Source organism: Armatimonadota bacterium (assembly GCA_037138755.1).
Classification (GTDB): Bacteria; Armatimonadota; Fimbriimonadia; order Fimbriimonadales; family Fimbriimonadaceae; genus Fimbriimonas.
The window spans coordinates 569,736-586,456 of sequence record JBAXHT010000001.1; the positions used below are offsets into that span (position 1 = coordinate 569,736).

Below are 16,721 nucleotides of genomic sequence, written 5' to 3' on the forward strand. Positions count from 1 at the left end.
GTTCTGACCCGGTAAAGCCACCGTATCTCATCGTTCCAGGTTCAAAAACCTAGAGTTGAGTGGTAGCTTGTTCTCATTACTATGGCTCGTTCGGGCATTTCTTCGGCTAAGTCAAAGGTCAATTCGCACCCGCTTGTTGCCGTTCGTGACCAAGTCCAGTTTCCTGGCATGATCATGACGTTGATGGTGTCGCGTCCAGCAACTCTGACGGCTCTTGATGCCGCTCTCGCGGGCGATCAATTGGTTGTCGTCGTTCTTCAGCGAGATGGTTCGGTCGAGAATCCAGCTTTGAGTGACTTGAATTCGGTCGGCACTCTCTCTGAAGTCCTTCACGTGGTACCGCTTCCCGACGGTAGCTCGCGAGCCGTGCTCCGCGGGTTGAGCCGAGCAAGTGTTTCCGCGCTCGAAAATGGTCGGGTCGGTTATGCCCCGATCAAAAGTTCTGATGGCGACCCACTCACGGTGCTCGCATCACGCCGTATCCTCACCGAGTGCTTCGCCCTGCTCGCCGCGAACCACCGCCTGGTGCCGCCTGAGAGCATGGAATCGATCGCGGCTGCCCAGACCGATTCGGCGTTCGCAGATTCCGTGGCCTTCTTCCTGCCCTGTTCGGCGTCCGAGAAGCAGTCCGTTCTTGAACTAAATGACCTCAACGAAAGGCTGTCTCTTCTCCTTCGACTCGCGAAACAAGAGGAGAGCTTGATTTCGATTGAGCAAGAAATTCGAGACCAAGTGGACTCCGAAATCGGAAGAGCGCAACGGCAGTTCTTCCTCAAAGAACAGCTTCGCGCCATCCAAACCGAACTCGGAGGCGATGGGTTGTCCGAATCAGACCGATTCGAAGAACTGGTCGCAGACCTGCCCTCTTCTGCGAAGCAATGCGCACAATCCGAAATCCGCAAACTCAGAACCGCTGAGTCCGATTCTGCCGAAGCCCAGACCGCCCGCAACTATCTCGAGACCCTCGTCTCGCTCCCTTGGGGCACTTCAGCGTACGCCGAGATTGATCTTAGACAGGCTCAATCGGCTATGGATACAAACCACTTTGGTCTCGATTCGGTGAAGGAACGGATGATTGAGTTCCTCGCTGTCCACAAACTCAACGGCTCCCGCCAGGGGGCGGTTCTGTGTTTCGTCGGCCCTCCTGGAGTGGGCAAAACCAGCGTAGCCCACACAATTGCCGAAGTATTGGGGCGACCTGCCGTCAACATTGCGCTGGGCGGTCTTAAAGATGAAGCGGAAATTCGTGGTCATCGACGCACCTACGTCGGTTCGCGCATGGGCAAGATCATGAACGCCATCCGGACGGCAGGCGTGAAGAACCCCGTTTGCATCCTCGATGAAATCGACAAAATGCATGATGGCGCCCAGGGCGATCCCGCCAGCGCTCTTCTTGAAGTCCTCGACGCGGAGCAGAACCGCGCGTTTGTTGACCACTATCTCGAAGTTCCGTTCGATCTCTCTGAAGTCCTCTTCATTGCCACAGCGAACTTGCTTGATCGGCTCCCCTGCGCCTTGCTTGATCGACTCGAAGTCATCGAGTTTTCCGGCTACTCTGAAGGGGAACGCGTTGAGATTGCCCAGCGGCACATTCTTCCGTCCACGGCATCGAGCTCAGGTCTGGGTGTCACTATGCCTCCTCTCACAGAAGAAGCCACTCGGCTTCTAGCTTCGCAATACTCCCGCGAAACCGGAGTTCGCGGACTGTCGCGAGAGTGCAAACGGCTTGCCCGCAAGCTCGCTACGCTCCAAGCCACCGATCAACCACTCCCCGCGATCATCGACCCAGCGGCGCTGATCCAGCTGCTCGGTCCTGCACCCATCGATCACCAAGTTTCCCACGCATCCCAGATCGGAACCGCGCATGGCCTGGTGGTGACGGGCTATGGCGGCGATGTGATGCAAATCGAAGTCGGCCTCGCCCGTCCGCTTGGACCAGAACCTAAGCTCACGCTTACCGGTGCACTTGGCCCTGTGATGCAGGAGTCCGTTCAAACCGCCCTCAGCTTCGTTCGCTCACAACTTGATTCACGCCAAATCGACTCTCGCTTCGATGTCCATGTCCACCTTCCCCAAGCCGCGATCCCTAAGGACGGCCCGAGTGCCGGAATCACCCTCGCCATCGCGCTCTTTTCCGCCTTCACCGGCCGCCCCGCTAGCGGCAAAGTCGCCATGACAGGCGAAATCACTCTCCGTGGTCAAATCCTGCCGGTTGGGGGTTTAAGAGAAAAGATTCTTGCGGCAAAACGGTTTGGTTACGGTACCGTCTTGTATCCGGGAACCCTTCAGGCCGAGGTCGAACGCATGTCGGAAGAGGTCCGAGAAGGCATTCTGCTCAAGCCAATCAAAACCTTTGAGGAGTCCTTGGACTTCGCATTCGACTACGCACAGACGGTCAGCATTCTCTGAAGCGAAATCAGCGCGTTCTCCCGGACTTCGGCTGGGACCTTGACTTGGTTGAGGACGTTGCCCTCGACCAGGTTCTCCAGAATCCAAAGCAGGAAACTTGGGTGGATCCGGTACATCGTCGCGCAGGGACAAATCTCTGGATCAAGGCAGAGGATCTCCTTGTCGGGCATCTCTTTCGCGAGGCGCGAAACGAGGTTGATCTCGGTCCCCACCGCCCACTTCGTTCCGCTGGGAGCTCTGGTGATTGAATCAAGAATGAACTCGGTCGATCCGTTGCTGTCCGCCGCTTCAACAACTTCCAGTTCGCACTCAGGGTGAACGATGACGTGAACGCCCGGATGATCCCTCCGAGCCTTCTCGATTTGCTCAACAGTGAACCGCTTATGGACCGAACAGTGACCTTTCCAGAGAATGAACTTCGCTTGCTGGATCGCTTCTGGGGTGTTGCCACCCATTGGCTTGAACGGATCCCAAAGCACCATCTCGTCGGGCGAGTACCCGAGCTTCACGCCCGTGTTCCGCCCAAGGTGCTGGTCGGGGAAGAAGAACATCTTGGTTCCTTGCTCAAGTGCCCATTTCACGGCAGTCGGCGCATTTGTGCTCGTGCAAACCGTGCCTTCATGCTCTCCGACGAACGCCTTAAGATTCGCCGCCGAGTTGATGTAGGTGACCGGAATCACCTTCTCGTCGGCACCGATGACTGAGTGGATCTGTTTCCAAGCCGCACGAACCTGGAACAGATTCGCCATGTCCGCCATGCTGCATCCTGCCGCCAGGTTTGGTAGGATCACAACTTTGTCTTCAGGAGTCAGAATATCAGCGCTCTCCGCCATGAAGTGAACGCCACAGAACACGATGTACTCAGCGTCGGGTGCGGCGGCGGCGAGCTTCGCCAGCTTGTAGCTATCGCCACGAAAATCCGCATGCTCGATGATCTCGTCGCGCTGGTAGTGATGCCCAAGAATCACCAGCCGCTTTCCCATCGCAGCTCGAGCGGCGTTGATTCGAGTCCGCAACTCGTCGTCGCTCAGATTGGTGTAGTCGGGGGGAAGCGGCGGTTGGTACATCTACTTCTTTCTACGTCCGTTACTTGATCGCAATCTTCGCGGTCAGTAGTGTTCCTCGGCAAAACGCTTGAAGCGTCACTGGTCCTTTCTCCAGCCCTGTGATCTGCCCGCCTTGGTCGATCCAAGCTGCGCCCTGAAGACTCCAAAGGACCTCGATGTTCGGGACCTCTTTCCCGGTGCCGTCAACGACTCGAGCTTGGGCTTTTCCATCGACGATCAACGGACCGACGATCTGAAACTTCATCTTGGTGTCAATCACCGGAAGTTTCGGTCCGTAAAACGCGACTCCGTTTGCGACGGGCCGTTCGCCCGTCTTATCGCTGGGACGATTCAGGTTCAGACCAAGGACATTCATTGTCGTTGAACCGCCCCCATCCAGGTTCAGCGCATCGCGGCAACCGAGTTCTTTCATGATTTCCGCGGCTTCACTCAGGGTTGCACCGACGCTCATCTTTTGGCGTCCATCGATCGCGACGAACACCAGATCGCCATCGCCCGTTCTACCAACCGCCGTTCGTGGGTGGCGAACATTGGCAAAATCCGTCCCGAATCCTTCGTTCTCGGCATCCACATAGATGTTGCCGTCTCGCATCAGAAGCGAACCACCACTCACGACATTCTCTATCTTCTCCCAATCAAAACCGGCTGTCGACAGTTTGATGGTCAGCCGTTGTCCTGGCTGGAGATCTGCCAATTGCTCGATCTTCGATCCATGAGCAACCAGAGTGAACTTTCCGTCATTGAGCGGCATGTTCGCCGCATCGGCTGAGGCGCTAACAACCGTAGCTCCAATTTGGGTAGAAGGGGAAATCCTTGAACCGTCGACTTTCAGAACCACGGTCAAGCAGGGTGATTTGGACTTAGAAATCCCGGCGTCCGGTGTGTTCAGAGTCACTTTGTTCTCCGGGCACTCTTGGTTGAACCCGTCGATGATGATCGGCGAACCACCCTCAGGAGTGACCGAGCCACTGAAACGCGCAAATCCGAAAACTGAGTTCGTCGGCCCCCACGCAAACACTGCTCGCCGTGGGTTCGGAAGGCTCAAGAATGTCCCTCGCCGAACCATCAACCCGAGTGGGTCACCTTGTGCCGGATTGACCGAGAAAAAGTCTGCGTTAATCGCCGCAATGGCGCCCGTCTCCTCAACGATTCCGCTGACCTTGCCGAGTCCATTTGAGTTGGGCTCAAAAACCGTCTTCCCGGCAAGTTCCGGCAAGAAGGAAATCACCGGATTCTGACCGATCACCCTAAGCGAGTGAATCATGCGCGGCGGATCGAGTTGAATTTCTTCGCGGTAGATGAGGCCTGGGGCGATAGGTTTTTCCCAAACCTGGCTTCGCGCCGACTGAAATGAACTCGCGGTCAACCAGACCGGCACCAGGAAAATGAGACCTAATCTTGCTCGCATAGCGACTCCGTATACTTCAATGTACCAAGGTTGGCATCCATTTCGGCTCGAATCCCCAGCGGAAGCGACAACATCTGCTTCGCATGGCCGAACGGAAAATCAATCATCGTCGGAATCCCGAGCCTCGATAGCCTTTCTCCGACAATTTCTCGCCAGGGCCTCGCACCGATCGTCTTGTCCGCCCGCTCGTCGGACCTTGTCATCTCTCCGATAACGATCCCCGACGCTCCCTGGATTGAGCCCGAGTTGATGAGGTGAGTCAGCATCGCATCGATTCGGTGAGGAGCTTCATCCACGTCTTCCAGCAAGACGATTTTGCCGTCCATGTGCAGCTGTTCAGGAGTGCCGATCAGATCGCTCAGCAGAATCAAGCATCCGCCCCCGACGACTCCACTCGCCCGGCCAGGAACCAGAGTGCTGCCGAACGGAGCCGCGTCTGGGATCGGATCGCCTCCACTCAGGGCAGCTCGAAGCGATTCATAAACCCACTCCTCTCTATCCGTATGAAGGGTCAGAGCCATCGGCGCATGCAGAGTCGGCAAACCGCGTCGGTTCAGTGCAGCATGAAGAACCGTAATATCCGAAAACCCGCTGAACAGCTTCCTCGATGCCGCCATCCGGTCGAGATCAAGAAACGGCATGAGACGCGAGCATCCATAGCCGCCCCTCGAACAGAAAACTGCTTGCGTCTCGGGATCATCGAAAGCATCCTGCAAGTCCTTCGCTCGGTCCTCATCTGATCCTGCCAGGTAGTCCGCCGCCGCGTAAACATGAGGAGTCAGCTTCAACTTGTAACCCGCCTTCTCTAAGATCGCGAACCCCTTCGCGGTCTGCTCAGGACTCAACGGCGACGCCGGAGAAACAATGCTGATCGTATCCCCCGGGCGTAAGGCTTTCGGCTTTGGCATCGAAGCGAAAAGAATACCGAGTCTACAGGTAAGTCATCACGGCAAAGTGGCAAGCCGCCCCAACGAGCACAAACACATGCCAGAGCTCGTGAAAACTAAACTTCCCCGGCCAGAGCTTGGGTCGCTTGGAGGCGTACACCACGGTCCCGATGGTGTACGAAAGGCCACCGGCGAACATCCAAATCACCGCAACCGTGCTGATCTTCGGAATCAGAATTCCGATGAACGGCAACATCATCCACCCCATCACCAAGTACAAAACCAGCCGGAGCCAGGTCGGCGGCTTATCCATCAGAATCGTCGTCGTCACCCCAATCGCACACAGAACGCATTGAACCACTACCACCCCGACCCCCAACGCCCCGCCAATTCCAAGCAGCGCAACGGGGAAGTAAGTGCCCGCAATCATGCAGTAAATCGCCGCATGATCCATCTTCTGCAAACCAGGCTTTGCCACCTTGGTCCAGTGGTAAATCGCGCTGGAAATGAACAAGAAAGCAGTCCCAAACCCATACACGAGATACGCCGGAGCCGATGGGACACCGTTCTTGAAAATCAGATAGGCGAGCCCAAGCACCGCCAAAATCGCTCCAGCTAGGTGCGAAAAAGCATTAAACGGCTCGCGAACTCTCACTCCTCGAATGTACCTTGGTTCAAACTAGAAGCGTAGTGGCGAGTTTCGACGTGGTTGACCTTGGGAGAATGAGCTACACCGAAGCGTTCGAGGTGCAAAATCGCTACGTGGCCGAGGTTCAAGGTGGACGAGGAGATGTTCTTCTGCTGGTGGAACACCCGCCTGTGCTCACCTTGGGCGCAAGTTTTCACGCAGAAAATCTGCTCTACCCCAGAGACTTTTATGCCGAAAGAGGCATCGATATTCAGCCGACGGACCGTGGCGGAGACGTCACCTATCATGCCCCCGGTCAACTCGTTGCGTATCCCATCTTCAACGTCGCACAACGCGGCAAGGACCTGCATCTCTGGATGCGCCAACTCGAAGAATCCGTCATCCGAGGACTGTCCAAGATCAACCTCGAAGGCGAGCGACTCGATGTGAATTCCGGAGTCTGGATCAACGAGAAAAAGGTCTGCGCCATCGGCATCAAGCTCAAAAAGTGGGTCTCAATGCACGGAATTGCCGTCAACTGCAACATCGATCTGGAACCCTTCACTTGGTTCGTCCCCTGCGGAATCCGAACCCACGGCGTGACCTCAATCTGCCAAGAACTCGGCAAACCATTCACCACCGAAGAATTCAAACCCCACCTAATCCAAGGCTTCCACGAGGTCTTCGATGCTTGATCGCCGCCCCGGTTGGGCAGGGGCCGACGAAGCTGGTCGTGGGCCCCTCGCGGGTCCGGTGGTGGCCGCCGCCGTCATTCTTCCTGAACAGTTCAACATCCAGGGCCTTAACGACTCCAAAAAACTCGACCCAACCAAACGCGAACTCCTAGAAACCAGGATTCGCGAAGGCGCAACCTTCCACATCGAGTTCGCTTGGCCCGACGAAATCGAACAGAAGAACATCCTCCACGCCTCTCTCGCAGCTATGAGCCGAGCCATCCTCTCCCTTAAAAACCCCCTGGGGGCACTCATAGACGGAAACCAGATCCCGAAGGGACTCAGCATTCCAGTCGAAACCGTCGTCAAAGGCGACGGCAAAATCGCCGAAATCGCCGCCGCCTCAATTCTCGCCAAGAACGTCCGAGACCGATACATGGTCGAAATCGCCACTGAATTCCCTCAATATGGCTTCGATAAACACTTCGGGTACCCGACGCCCGAGCACCTCGAAGCCCTCAGACAACACGGCCCCTGCCCCATCCACCGCCGCTCATTTGCGCCAGTAGCGGCGTTCTACCAAGCCACGCTCTTCTAATCCTTGATCGTCGCGTCCATGCGAAGAAGCTGCCCTTTCCGCAAGCCAAGGAACCGAAGCGAGCGATTGTCGATCCACAGCGGAGCTGCTTTTTCGGGCTGATCAACAACAAAATCCTCTTTGCCAACAAGCGTCATCTGCAAGGGATTATCCACCGGAATCACCATCACCCTTGGCAGATCATTCTTAGTCACATTAAGAGCAAGGTATTTCCCGTCAGGACTGACCGAAAGAGAAGCGGGCATCGCTTCCTCAACGTTTAGGTCAACCAAACCTTTGCCCTCGAAGAACAGCGAAGGCTTGGTCTTCTTGCTTTGAAACAGGAGGATGACATTGTTTCCCGACCATGCCGCACCCCGATAGAACTCCCGAGGAGCAACATCAAGCCCAGGGAAATCTGCATAAGGCACCGCCAGCGCCGGCGACTTTTTGATGAAGAAGTCATCCCCTCGCTTCCCACACAAAACATAGCTCTCGGACCCAGGACGGAAAGAAAATCCATTCTGAATATCAAGCTCACGAACGGATCCTGCCGAGGTCGTGTACTTCGAAAACTGCATGTTCCCCTTCGGAGTTACGCCCGTGTATTCACTGCGCACGGCCCAAGCTGATCCGCTGGTGTTGAACACTGGAAGTCCGACTACCTTGCCAAGATAGACGAATCGTTGCCCATTCCAGTCTCCGAAACCCGTGTCCGCTGGAGCGCTTGAATTGAACTGCACGTCAAGATGAACGCTCAAAAAATTCAATCCACCGGGCGCAGGGAAACAGTTCAAGGTCCTTGCCCGGGGCACGGCCGGGGTGTTTCCCTGCATTAAGAACTCAGGAGGATTGTCGGCGGCATCCTTTGGCAATGCCGTGAAGATGAACGAGAATCCTTTGCCGTCGGTGCTAAATGCCGAACGAACAAGTCTTGGCATCCATTCGGTCTTGAACTCGTTTGTGCAAAGCCGCACTCCAGGTTTACCTCGTTCGGTCCAGGCAATCGGTCCGGAATCGCCGAGGCGGAGTACCCGAGTGACCTCGTACTCGGTTTTGACATACTCGCCGTTCAAGTACATCTCGCCCCCCTGTTGGTTATCGCGCATCGCGGCAAACGCAAACGACCGAGAGTCGCCACTAAACACCGGAGGTGCGGTCGCAACAAACGGACCGAACCGTTTTCCGTCCAATAACGCATATTTCTTGTCCGCCGAAGTACACGCCACTCTAGATCGATCCGGACTGACGACCAGACTGGATAAGTCCACCTTTTTGGCGTCCAACTTCAAAAGGACAGTTTCTTTAAGGTCAATTTGTGGCGCGAAAGGAAAGACTAACATCGTTCAGAATGGTGTCGTGAGTGGCAATCGGGTTCCGAAAGGTCGCGAGTACGAGATGCTGGCGGTGGAATTCCTCCGTGCCAAGGGCTTTACCATTGTCACACGAAATTACACGATTCGGGGTGGAGAAATCGACATCGTCGCCCTGGATGGCGAAGAATTAGTCTTCGTAGAAGTCCGCTGGAGGGCGGACGATCAGGCCGAATGGTCGATTACCGAAGAAAAGCTGGATGCAATTCGCCGCGTCGCTACTGCGTATCTTTCTGAGATGCCCGAGGAGCGGGAGTTCCGATTCGACTTCATCGCAATCGGTCCCAGCGGGCTGAGGCATACCGAGCGATTTCTATGATCAACCTCATTTTTGAGACCCGAATGCCATGCTCTCAGCAGAAGCTCTGGGAGTTCCATTCTTCGAGTGAAGCCATCCACCAGTTATGCCCGCCGCTCACCAAAGTGAAGCTCACCGGAGAACTGAAGGTGATCAACGGGGCAAAACTCCAAGTCACGAGCTGGATACTTGGCGTGCTCCGCCAAGAATGGGCTGTCGAGCTTTCCAACGTCAATCCGCCAACCGGATTCACCGACCGCGCGAGCAAGTCCCCGTTTAAACAGTGGAGCCACAATCACATCTTTGCAGGCGATGACAACGGTTCTACACTCCGCGACGAACTTTTCTTTACCGCCCATGGAGGCACAATTGGTCGACTTGTCTCAATTGTGGTCCTGACAATCCTGTTCAAATACCGTCACAGCCGCACAAAAGCTCTCGTGAAGCGGTAAACCGCACAAGTGCGTCAGAAACAGGTGCGTTGGCTTCTTTTCGCGATCCTCACCTGGGTCGCCACACTCGGCTTGGCCCAAGCCCCCACGCCGGGTCGCGAACTTCCGCTGGTTCAACCCCACCGTCGTGCCCTGATCATCGGAGCCGCCGATTATCAACATCTTTCAAAGCTCAACTATCCAGGGTCAGACGCCAGACGTTTCCGCGAAGAACTGATCTCCAGCTACCGATTCACTCCTGATTCGATCCAACTCATTTCTAACGAGCCCGAAGCGAACGCCAAACCAACGTCTGAGGGCATTCGCGACTCTCTCGAAAAGCTCCTCAAAGACCCCACTCTGAACAAGGGGGACCTCTTCATCCTGTTTTTCAGCGGGCACGGTATGGGAACCCCAAAAGGCGACTACCTCTGCCCGGTCGATGCAACGGCCGCCAATATCGAGCAAACCGGTGTTCCGGTTCAGGAGATCGTGGGCAAGTTTGTCAGCGCCGGACTCCGAAATGTCCTCGTCATCACCGACGCCTGCCGCGCGGGTGACAAAAATGACTTCGGGACAGAGCTTATCGAGCTCGGCAAGAAGAGCAATATCGCCATCCTCCTCGGCTGCGAACCCGGAACCAAATCTTACGAGTCTCCCAAACTCAAAAGCGGAGTCTTTACGCACTTCCTCATCCGCGCCCTGGAAAACAAAACCCTTCGCAGCTCAATGGGCTCGCTTTGGGCAAGTTCCGTAGCCACGAGCGTCGCAAAAAACGCCTTCGGCTACACCCAACCCGATTACGGCAACAGCGCCCAAAAACCCACCGCCTGGACCGACGAATCCAAAGACATCCTCCTCGGTGCCTTTCCCAGCGAAATCACGACCAGGTTCAGCCTGAAGGCGATAGAAGAAGAAGCCGGCAAATCCGACCCCGCAAGATACAGCGACGCTCTCCTCGAGCACGCAACCAACTTCGCCGCCGCCGGAAACTACGAACAAGCCATCCCCGCCCTCAAGGTCGTCGAGTCCATTTCCCCCGACAACCTCAGCGCAAAGTTTCTCCTCGCGTGCTCCCTCCTCGGTACCGGACGCTACGGCGAATCCGAACGCCTCTACCGTGAAATTCGAATCGCAGGGAATGAAACTTATTCCCCCCTCGCCACTCTGTGGACCCCAAGCCGTTCCGTTGCTCCTCTCGATCGAGTTGAAGCCGCCCAACAACTTGTACGCACCTATGCCCCCTCCGAGGACATTCTGGTCACCGTCTGGGGCTCAATGCGGGCATATGCAAGCGGATCCGAAGTGACCAATTTTTGCCGATCCATCCTACCCAGTACCGACCCAAACAGCATGATTCACTTCATCCTTAAGGCCGATCTCGCCATCGGTGAGGGAAAAGTGGATGAGGCCATCTTGGCCTACCAAACCGCTGACCTCTGCCCGCCAACCACGTACGTTAATCGCTATCTGGTCAGGATTCTGCACTCGCGTCTACTCGGTGACCTCGATCGTTACGACGCCCTAATATCTCTCCTCAAAGAGCCCTTCGACGCCGGACCGCACCAAGCTACTTGGCTCGCCTCATCCGCCTGGGGTCTTCGCCGGGCTGGAGATATCAAAGGCTCCGTCGAAACCGCCCAACGAGCCGCTAAAACCAAGGGTCTGCTAGGAGACGCCGCCTGCCTGAGCGTCCAAATGGCAGGCGTCGAAGCCGGATCACTTGCCGCCGACCTCGCCCTACGCCTCAAAGAATCCCCCTTCGACTGGAAACTCCGCTACGCCGCCCTCTTCTCCGAGGCAATGCAAAAGCAGGATCCTAATCTGGTCGCAAACGCTTTCACTGAAGTTCAAAAATACTGCGACGACCCCGTCAACCTCCTGCTCCAAGTCTACGAACTCAACGATGCGATCTTCGAAGACGCCATCGAAAACCATGGCGCAGAAACTTCTGTACGAAGTGACTTCGACAACAGCATCTACAAGCAATGGATCGGCCTGATCGATAAATTTGGCACCAGTGAATCCCTCTGGAACAAGCTCGGGATTACCGCCCTTCGCCTCGGCGAAGGGCCACGAATCTTTAACCTGATGCAAACCCTCACCGGCGAATCCGCTGTTAAAGGCCGCCTTGGAAACCTCTACTACCAAACTCGCTACCTCCTCGCCAACGCCGCCGAAGACATCGACGCTATGCGCCAATGCGTCCTCGCCGCCGGAGTCATGGAATCCGACCGCATCGACATGAAGTGGTCCTTCGCCGCCCATCTGACGATGGTCGGTCAATACAAGGAAGCCGCCGAACTCACCAAGGGCCTTCCCGGGGGTTCCTTCATGATCGGTCCCATGCGCGAGGTCGTCCTCGCCGGGTCAAAGTTCAAAAGTGGCGATAAAAACGCCTTCGAGGCGATCCTGAAAACCGAAGTCGAACACGAAGTCCAAGCCGTAGCCAAGCAAATTGCCGCCGTGATTCTCGCACAAAACGGTCGCGCCAAAGAAGTCGAAAAAATCCTCGCCGAAGCCAACCCCAACGGAAAAGTCACCAACCAATCCGCCTCCATCCACTGTGTCGCCGAGTACGCCAAGCTGCTCCAGAAGGAAAAACGCACAAAGGAGCAGGACGACCTCGCCTACCGAAGCTCTACCGCCAATATCGGCAACCCCATCCTCGCCGCAATCCCATTCTCAACTCCCGTTACGGTCCCGGCTGAGCTAGACCTCATCTGGGTTGGCGAAGACTTCGCCGACGAAAAGAACCCTACCCACACTCTTCAAATCGATGGTTTCGGTGCCGGATCAGCCACCCTAAAGCTCACTTCCAAGCCGGACGACACCGTCACCGGAACCCTGCAAATCGACAAAGGCGAAACCTATACGATCACTGGCAAAGTTGACCCCCTCGGCAACCTCCGGGCAAGCGCGACCACCGGCGGCCAATCCGCACAGCTCCTAGCCAAACTCCTCCCCGCCGCCCGCATCAAAGACCAAGCCCTAGTCCTCCGCCTCCCCAACCACAAACAATTTCAACTGGTGATCAAGCAGAAGTCGCAGTGAGGATGCTTGATGCCACGGGATTCTCATCGCCTAGGCTAAAGCTTCGTGGCATCGTCCAGGACGCCGAGAACCGAAAATCGACTCAAAACCCAGGAACCGAACCCAGCTTCCAAAGCTCCAACCCAACTACCATCACGGCAACCGCTAAAACGAACCATTTGAACCCCGCCCGCAGCCCCGCACTATCCACCCGCTCCCGAAGCACGGAGCCAACAACCATCCCAGAAGCCGCGCAAGCCGTCACCCCACCTAGGAAAGCCCAAGGCAACTGCGGATGGTTCAAAAACTCCGCTACAAAACCAAGAAAAGTAATCATCACCACCGCGGTCAACGAAGTCCCCACCGCCTTCTTCATATCAATGCCAAAGAAAACCGCCAGAATCGGAACGATCATAAACCCGCCCCCGATCCCAAACAGCCCCGAAATTACCCCGACTCCAAGACCCAAAACAGTTCCTGTCCAGGGATGGGAGTCCTCATGCGACTTCACTCGGTTCGAGAAGAACATCGAAACCGACGCCCCCACCAAGATCAGCGCAAACCCAAACATCAATGCGCTCGATTTCGGTAAACCTAGCAGGGTTGCTGGAAGTTGCGGAACCAACAGCTTCCGAGTCGCAAATGTCGAAAGTGCCGTCGGTACTCCGAACTGCACCGCCCGAGCCAAGTCCACCTGCCCCTGCTTCCGGGCAATCCAAGCCCCAGTCCCGCTGACAAGGAGGCTAATTGGGAGTGCATAGCCCGTTGCCGCTCCAGATTCGATGCCCATCATGTACACCAAAATCGGAACAATCAAGATCGCGCCGCCCGCCCCGATCAGACCAAATGAGACTCCGGTCAGAACGATTAAGAAATAGGCAAGAATCAGCACTCTGAGTATTTTGACGGATAGCGTGATTCCCCCCGCTGGTATCCTAAAACTTCATGCATTTTCTTAGCTTTGGCAGAACTTCGCGCGCGCGAGCGATTTGGCTTTTGGGTATCGGTGCCCTCTCCTCGCTCGGTTTCGCTCAACTGAGAGTGGCAACTTGGAACGTCACCAACTTCACGTCGACAGAATCAACTGCCCGAAAAGCCGCCTTCCAAACCGCAATCTTCGGCTCATTCCAAGGTCGCTCGATGAACCCCGACGTCCTCGTAGCGCAAGAAATGCAAGGCTCCGCAAGCGTCACGTCATTCCTCGCCATGCTCAACTCCGCGCCCGGTCAATCCGGTCAATGGGCTGCAGCTACGCCGTTTCTCACCACCGGCGACTCCGACAGTGCCTTCTTCTACCGAACCAACAAAGTCCAATTCCAAAGCCTCGCCAACATCGCCGGCGACCCCCGAAGCACCCAACGCTACGACTTCAAACTCCTCGGCTACGATGCAAGCAGCACAACCAACCCTCTGATGTCGCTCTACTCGTCCCACCTCAAGTCCGGAACGGCCACGGGTGGATCCGAAGAATCCCGAAGGCTATTCGAAGCCCGAAACATCCGCACCGATGCTGCGACCCAATCCGCGGCCGGTCGGAATGTCCTTCTGGGCGGCGATTTTAATATCGGAACCTCCAATGACGACTCCTATCGAGCCCTCATCGACGCCTCAACCACCAACAACAGCGGCGCAACCGTGACCAACGGTCGATTCCACGACCCAATCAACAGCTCATTCACTTCAACGGGTGCAACCGTCACCTGGAACAATAACAACGCGTACCGTTTCCTCCATACCCAAGACCCCTATGGAGCGGGAGGAATGGACGATCGTATGGACTTCATTCTCACCGGAAGCACCATGCGCGATGGCAAGGGCCTAGAATACGTTGGCTCAACGACCGCAGCCTACAGCACAACAACTTGGAATGACCCAAATCACAGCTACCGTGCATGGGGCAACGATGGAACATCGTTCAACTCGACAATCAACACCACCAATAACGCAATGGTCGGAAATACGATCGCTGCCGCAATCCGAGATTCGGTCGGGAACTCCAACCCAAACAACGTTGGTGGACACCTTCCAATCTTCCTTGACCTCAAACTCCCTGCTGACCTGAAAGTCGCTCAATCTAGCCTCAACTTCGGAACCGCGCTGATCGGGTCAACCAGCCAGCTCAGCGTTGATATCAGCAACGCAGTTGATGCAGCCATCTGGGGTGCCTCCGGAGTCCAAAACTCATCCTTCTCCCTATCCCTGTCCGGTACAGGTTTCACCCTCCCCACCGGCGGGACCCTCGCGGCCGGTGGCTCGGTTGCCAAGCTCATCAGCATGGACACCACCTCGACCGGAATCCGAAACGCAGTCCTCCAAATCACCGACAACGCCACTGGCCAGATGCGAACCGTCAACCTAAGCGGAATCGTTGCCGTGCCGGAACCAGCCACCATGGCCGCTCTCGGCCTCGGTGTCGCAGGATTGCTCAGACGAAAGCGCAAGTAAGTGCAACAGGCATACCGGGGCAACTTCCCCGGTATGCTAGCAACTCGCATGAAGAAACTTTGGGGCGGGGCATTTAGCGAGTCCACCGCTGATCTTGTTGATCGATTTGGACAGTCCATCAAGACCGACTTGCACTTTTGGCAAGAGGATCTGATCGGCAGCGTTGCCCACGCGCGGATGCTCGGCGAGACCGGGATTATTTCGAAAGAAGAAGCCAAGATTCTCATTGACGGCCTCGAGAAAATCCACGAAGAGGGTCCTCGGGCGTTAGACGTCGATGTTGAAGACGTTCACACCGCGATCGAATTGAGGCTGAAGGAAATCGTTGGTGATGTTGCCGGGAAGCTCCATACGGCTCGGTCGAGAAACGACCAAGTCGCCACCGCAGCCCGACTCTTCCTGCACAACGAACTGCTCATTGTTCTCGACCTCATCAAGTCGCTTCAAGGCGTCCTCCTCGAGCAAGCAACCGAACACAAAGAGGCACTGATGCCGGGGTACACCCACCAGCAGCACGCTCAGCCGATCACTCTTGGATTCCACCTCATGGGCCATTTCTGGGGGCTTCAGCGGAACGGCTGGCGCGCCGAACGGTTGTTTGAGCTTGCAAACTATTCGCCTTTAGGAGCAGCCGCTCTGGCAGGAACCGGATTTCCGATCGACCGGCACATGACCTCACAGGAGCTCGGCTTTACTGCTCCGATCCCTAATGCTCTGGACGCGACCTCAGATCGCTCTTTCATCTTGGATGCGCTTCACGTCTGCGCGCTCATCATGATCGACCTCAGCCGAATTGCCCAAGAGCTTGTGCTCTGGTCGGGACGCGAATTCGGCTTCGTCAAGCTTCACGATTCTGTGACCACTGGCTCCTCGATCATGCCCCAGAAGCGAAATCCGGACATGGCCGAGCTGATCCGTGGTCGGACCGGACGGGTCATCGCCAACTGGGTGACGATGGCAACCGTCATGAAGGGTCTGCCGCTCGGCTACAACCGAGACACTCAGGAAGATAAACCACCACTGTTTGACTCGCTCGGCAAAATCAAAGATTCGCTCCAGCTCATCCAACTCCAACTCGAAAGTTGCGAGTGGCAGTTAGAGACGATGGCCAACTCAACACGCGGAGATTTCTCAACCGCGACCGATCTGGCGGACTTCCTGGCAACGAGCGGCATGCCGTTCCGAGAGGCTCACGAAGTAGTCGGAAGGGTCGTCATCGGATGCAACGAGCGGGGCATCACCCTGGAAGAGTTGACGGAGAGCAACCTCAAAGAAATCGCTCCTGAGATTCCCTGCGAAGCTCTAAACGTGTTGAAGCCAGAGGACAGCGTTCGGCGCCGAGAATCCTATGGCGGACCCGGTCCGAAAGCAATGTCAGTCCAGCTCGACCTAGCAAAAGTGCTCCACAGCGACCGAGGATTCTCAAAGATCGCCTAGGTATCTTGCCCCAAGGCGAACCTAGTGGGGCATAACCGCGTAACAACTTGTTGG

General features: G+C 56.1%; 14 protein-coding genes. 8 read left to right on the plus strand and 6 right to left on the minus strand.

The features are described from left to right. The first annotated feature begins 81 nt into the window (after positions 1–81). On the plus strand, positions 82–2,409 hold the full coding sequence (gene lon / locus WCK51_02705; GenBank protein MEI7575776.1) for an endopeptidase La: 2,328 nt from the start codon (positions 82–84) through the stop codon (positions 2,407–2,409). Here lon and nadA read toward each other — a convergent pair. The 4 genes from nadA to WCK51_02725 are packed head-to-tail and all read right to left on the minus strand — an operon-like array spanning position 2,382 to position 6,426. Next, complete coding sequence (nadA, locus tag WCK51_02710) at positions 2,382–3,476, minus strand: quinolinate synthase NadA (protein ID MEI7575777.1); 1,095 nt, start codon at positions 3,474–3,476, stop codon at positions 2,382–2,384. The two genes, lon and nadA, sit on opposite strands and share 28 nt — an antisense overlap. 19 nt (positions 3,477–3,495) lie before the next feature. After that, a complete protein-coding gene (locus WCK51_02715; GenBank protein MEI7575778.1) occupies positions 3,496–4,884 on the minus strand; it encodes a phosphodiester glycosidase family protein in 1,389 nt (462 codons plus the stop codon). Next, positions 4,869–5,792: an LD-carboxypeptidase gene (locus WCK51_02720; protein ID MEI7575779.1), complete on the minus strand. Its 924-nt coding sequence runs from the start codon at positions 5,790–5,792 to the stop codon at positions 4,869–4,871. The genes WCK51_02715 and WCK51_02720 overlap by 16 nt, the downstream gene beginning before the upstream one ends. A 22-nt stretch (positions 5,793–5,814) precedes the next feature. After that, a complete protein-coding gene (locus tag WCK51_02725) occupies positions 5,815–6,426 on the minus strand; it encodes a hemolysin III family protein (protein MEI7575780.1) in 612 nt (203 codons plus the stop codon). 35 nt (positions 6,427–6,461) lie between these two features. On the opposite strand from WCK51_02725, the gene lipB reads away from it, so the two are divergent. Both lipB and WCK51_02735 read left to right on the plus strand, forming a co-directional pair. Continuing rightward, positions 6,462–7,094, plus strand: a complete 633-nt coding sequence (gene lipB, locus WCK51_02730) for a lipoyl(octanoyl) transferase LipB (GenBank protein MEI7575781.1) — start codon at positions 6,462–6,464, stop codon at positions 7,092–7,094. After that, positions 7,087–7,671, plus strand: coding sequence for a ribonuclease HII (locus WCK51_02735; GenBank protein MEI7575782.1), 585 nt, complete (start codon positions 7,087–7,089; stop codon positions 7,669–7,671). The genes lipB and WCK51_02735 overlap by 8 nt, the downstream gene beginning before the upstream one ends. On the opposite strand, the gene WCK51_02740 is transcribed toward WCK51_02735, so the two are convergent. Further along, positions 7,668–8,993: a hypothetical protein gene (locus tag WCK51_02740; GenBank protein MEI7575783.1), complete on the minus strand. Its 1,326-nt coding sequence runs from the start codon at positions 8,991–8,993 to the stop codon at positions 7,668–7,670. The two genes, WCK51_02735 and WCK51_02740, sit on opposite strands and share 4 nt — an antisense overlap. A 16-nt stretch (positions 8,994–9,009) precedes the next feature. Here WCK51_02740 and WCK51_02745 point away from each other — a divergent pair, with 16 nt between their 5' ends. From WCK51_02745 to WCK51_02755, 3 genes are read left to right on the plus strand one after another with little or no spacing between them, the layout of a single operon-like run. Beyond that, entirely contained in the window at positions 9,010–9,342 is a 333-nt protein-coding gene (locus WCK51_02745; GenBank protein ID MEI7575784.1) for a YraN family protein, read from the plus strand. Then, on the plus strand, positions 9,339–9,773 hold the full coding sequence (locus WCK51_02750) for a hypothetical protein (GenBank protein ID MEI7575785.1): 435 nt from the start codon (positions 9,339–9,341) through the stop codon (positions 9,771–9,773). The genes WCK51_02745 and WCK51_02750 overlap by 4 nt, the downstream gene beginning before the upstream one ends. Before the next feature lie 9 nt (positions 9,774–9,782). Next, a complete protein-coding gene (locus tag WCK51_02755) occupies positions 9,783–12,806 on the plus strand; it encodes a caspase family protein (protein ID MEI7575786.1) in 3,024 nt (1,007 codons plus the stop codon). Between the two features lie 82 nt (positions 12,807–12,888). Here the strand turns inward: WCK51_02755 and WCK51_02760 are convergent, their stop codons facing one another. Beyond that, positions 12,889–13,677, minus strand: a complete 789-nt coding sequence (locus tag WCK51_02760) for a sulfite exporter TauE/SafE family protein (protein MEI7575787.1) — start codon at positions 13,675–13,677, stop codon at positions 12,889–12,891. Positions 13,678–13,730: 53 nt separating this feature from the next. Here WCK51_02760 and WCK51_02765 point away from each other — a divergent pair, with 53 nt between their 5' ends. Together WCK51_02765 and argH are read left to right on the plus strand one after the other, a co-directional pair. After that, positions 13,731–15,230: an endonuclease/exonuclease/phosphatase family protein gene (locus tag WCK51_02765; GenBank protein MEI7575788.1), complete on the plus strand. Its 1,500-nt coding sequence runs from the start codon at positions 13,731–13,733 to the stop codon at positions 15,228–15,230. Positions 15,231–15,278: 48 nt separating this feature from the next. Beyond that, positions 15,279–16,667 carry an argininosuccinate lyase gene (gene argH, locus WCK51_02770; protein MEI7575789.1) on the plus strand — a complete coding sequence of 463 codons (1,389 nt, stop codon included), beginning with the start codon at positions 15,279–15,281 and terminating at the stop codon, positions 16,665–16,667. Positions 16,668–16,721: the final 54 nt, after the last annotated feature.

Bases quoted from the DNA above. Each gene is read 5' to 3' on its own strand.
- lon (MEI7575776.1), top strand. From the start codon at position 82: ATGGCTCGTTCGGGCATTTCTTCGGCTAAGTCAAAGGTCAATTCGCAC.
- nadA (MEI7575777.1), bottom strand. From the start codon at position 3,476: ATGTACCAACCGCCGCTTCCCCCCGACTACACCAATCTGAGCGACGAC.
- WCK51_02715 (MEI7575778.1), bottom strand. From the start codon at position 4,884: ATGCGAGCAAGATTAGGTCTCATTTTCCTGGTGCCGGTCTGGTTGACC.
- WCK51_02720 (MEI7575779.1), bottom strand. From the start codon at position 5,792: ATGCCAAAGCCGAAAGCCTTACGCCCGGGGGATACGATCAGCATTGTT.
- WCK51_02735 (MEI7575782.1), top strand. From the start codon at position 7,087: ATGCTTGATCGCCGCCCCGGTTGGGCAGGGGCCGACGAAGCTGGTCGT.
- WCK51_02740 (MEI7575783.1), bottom strand. From the start codon at position 8,993: ATGTTAGTCTTTCCTTTCGCGCCACAAATTGACCTTAAAGAAACTGTC.
- WCK51_02750 (MEI7575785.1), top strand. From the start codon at position 9,339: ATGATCAACCTCATTTTTGAGACCCGAATGCCATGCTCTCAGCAGAAG.
- WCK51_02765 (MEI7575788.1), top strand. From the start codon at position 13,731: ATGCATTTTCTTAGCTTTGGCAGAACTTCGCGCGCGCGAGCGATTTGG.
- argH (MEI7575789.1), top strand. From the start codon at position 15,279: ATGAAGAAACTTTGGGGCGGGGCATTTAGCGAGTCCACCGCTGATCTT.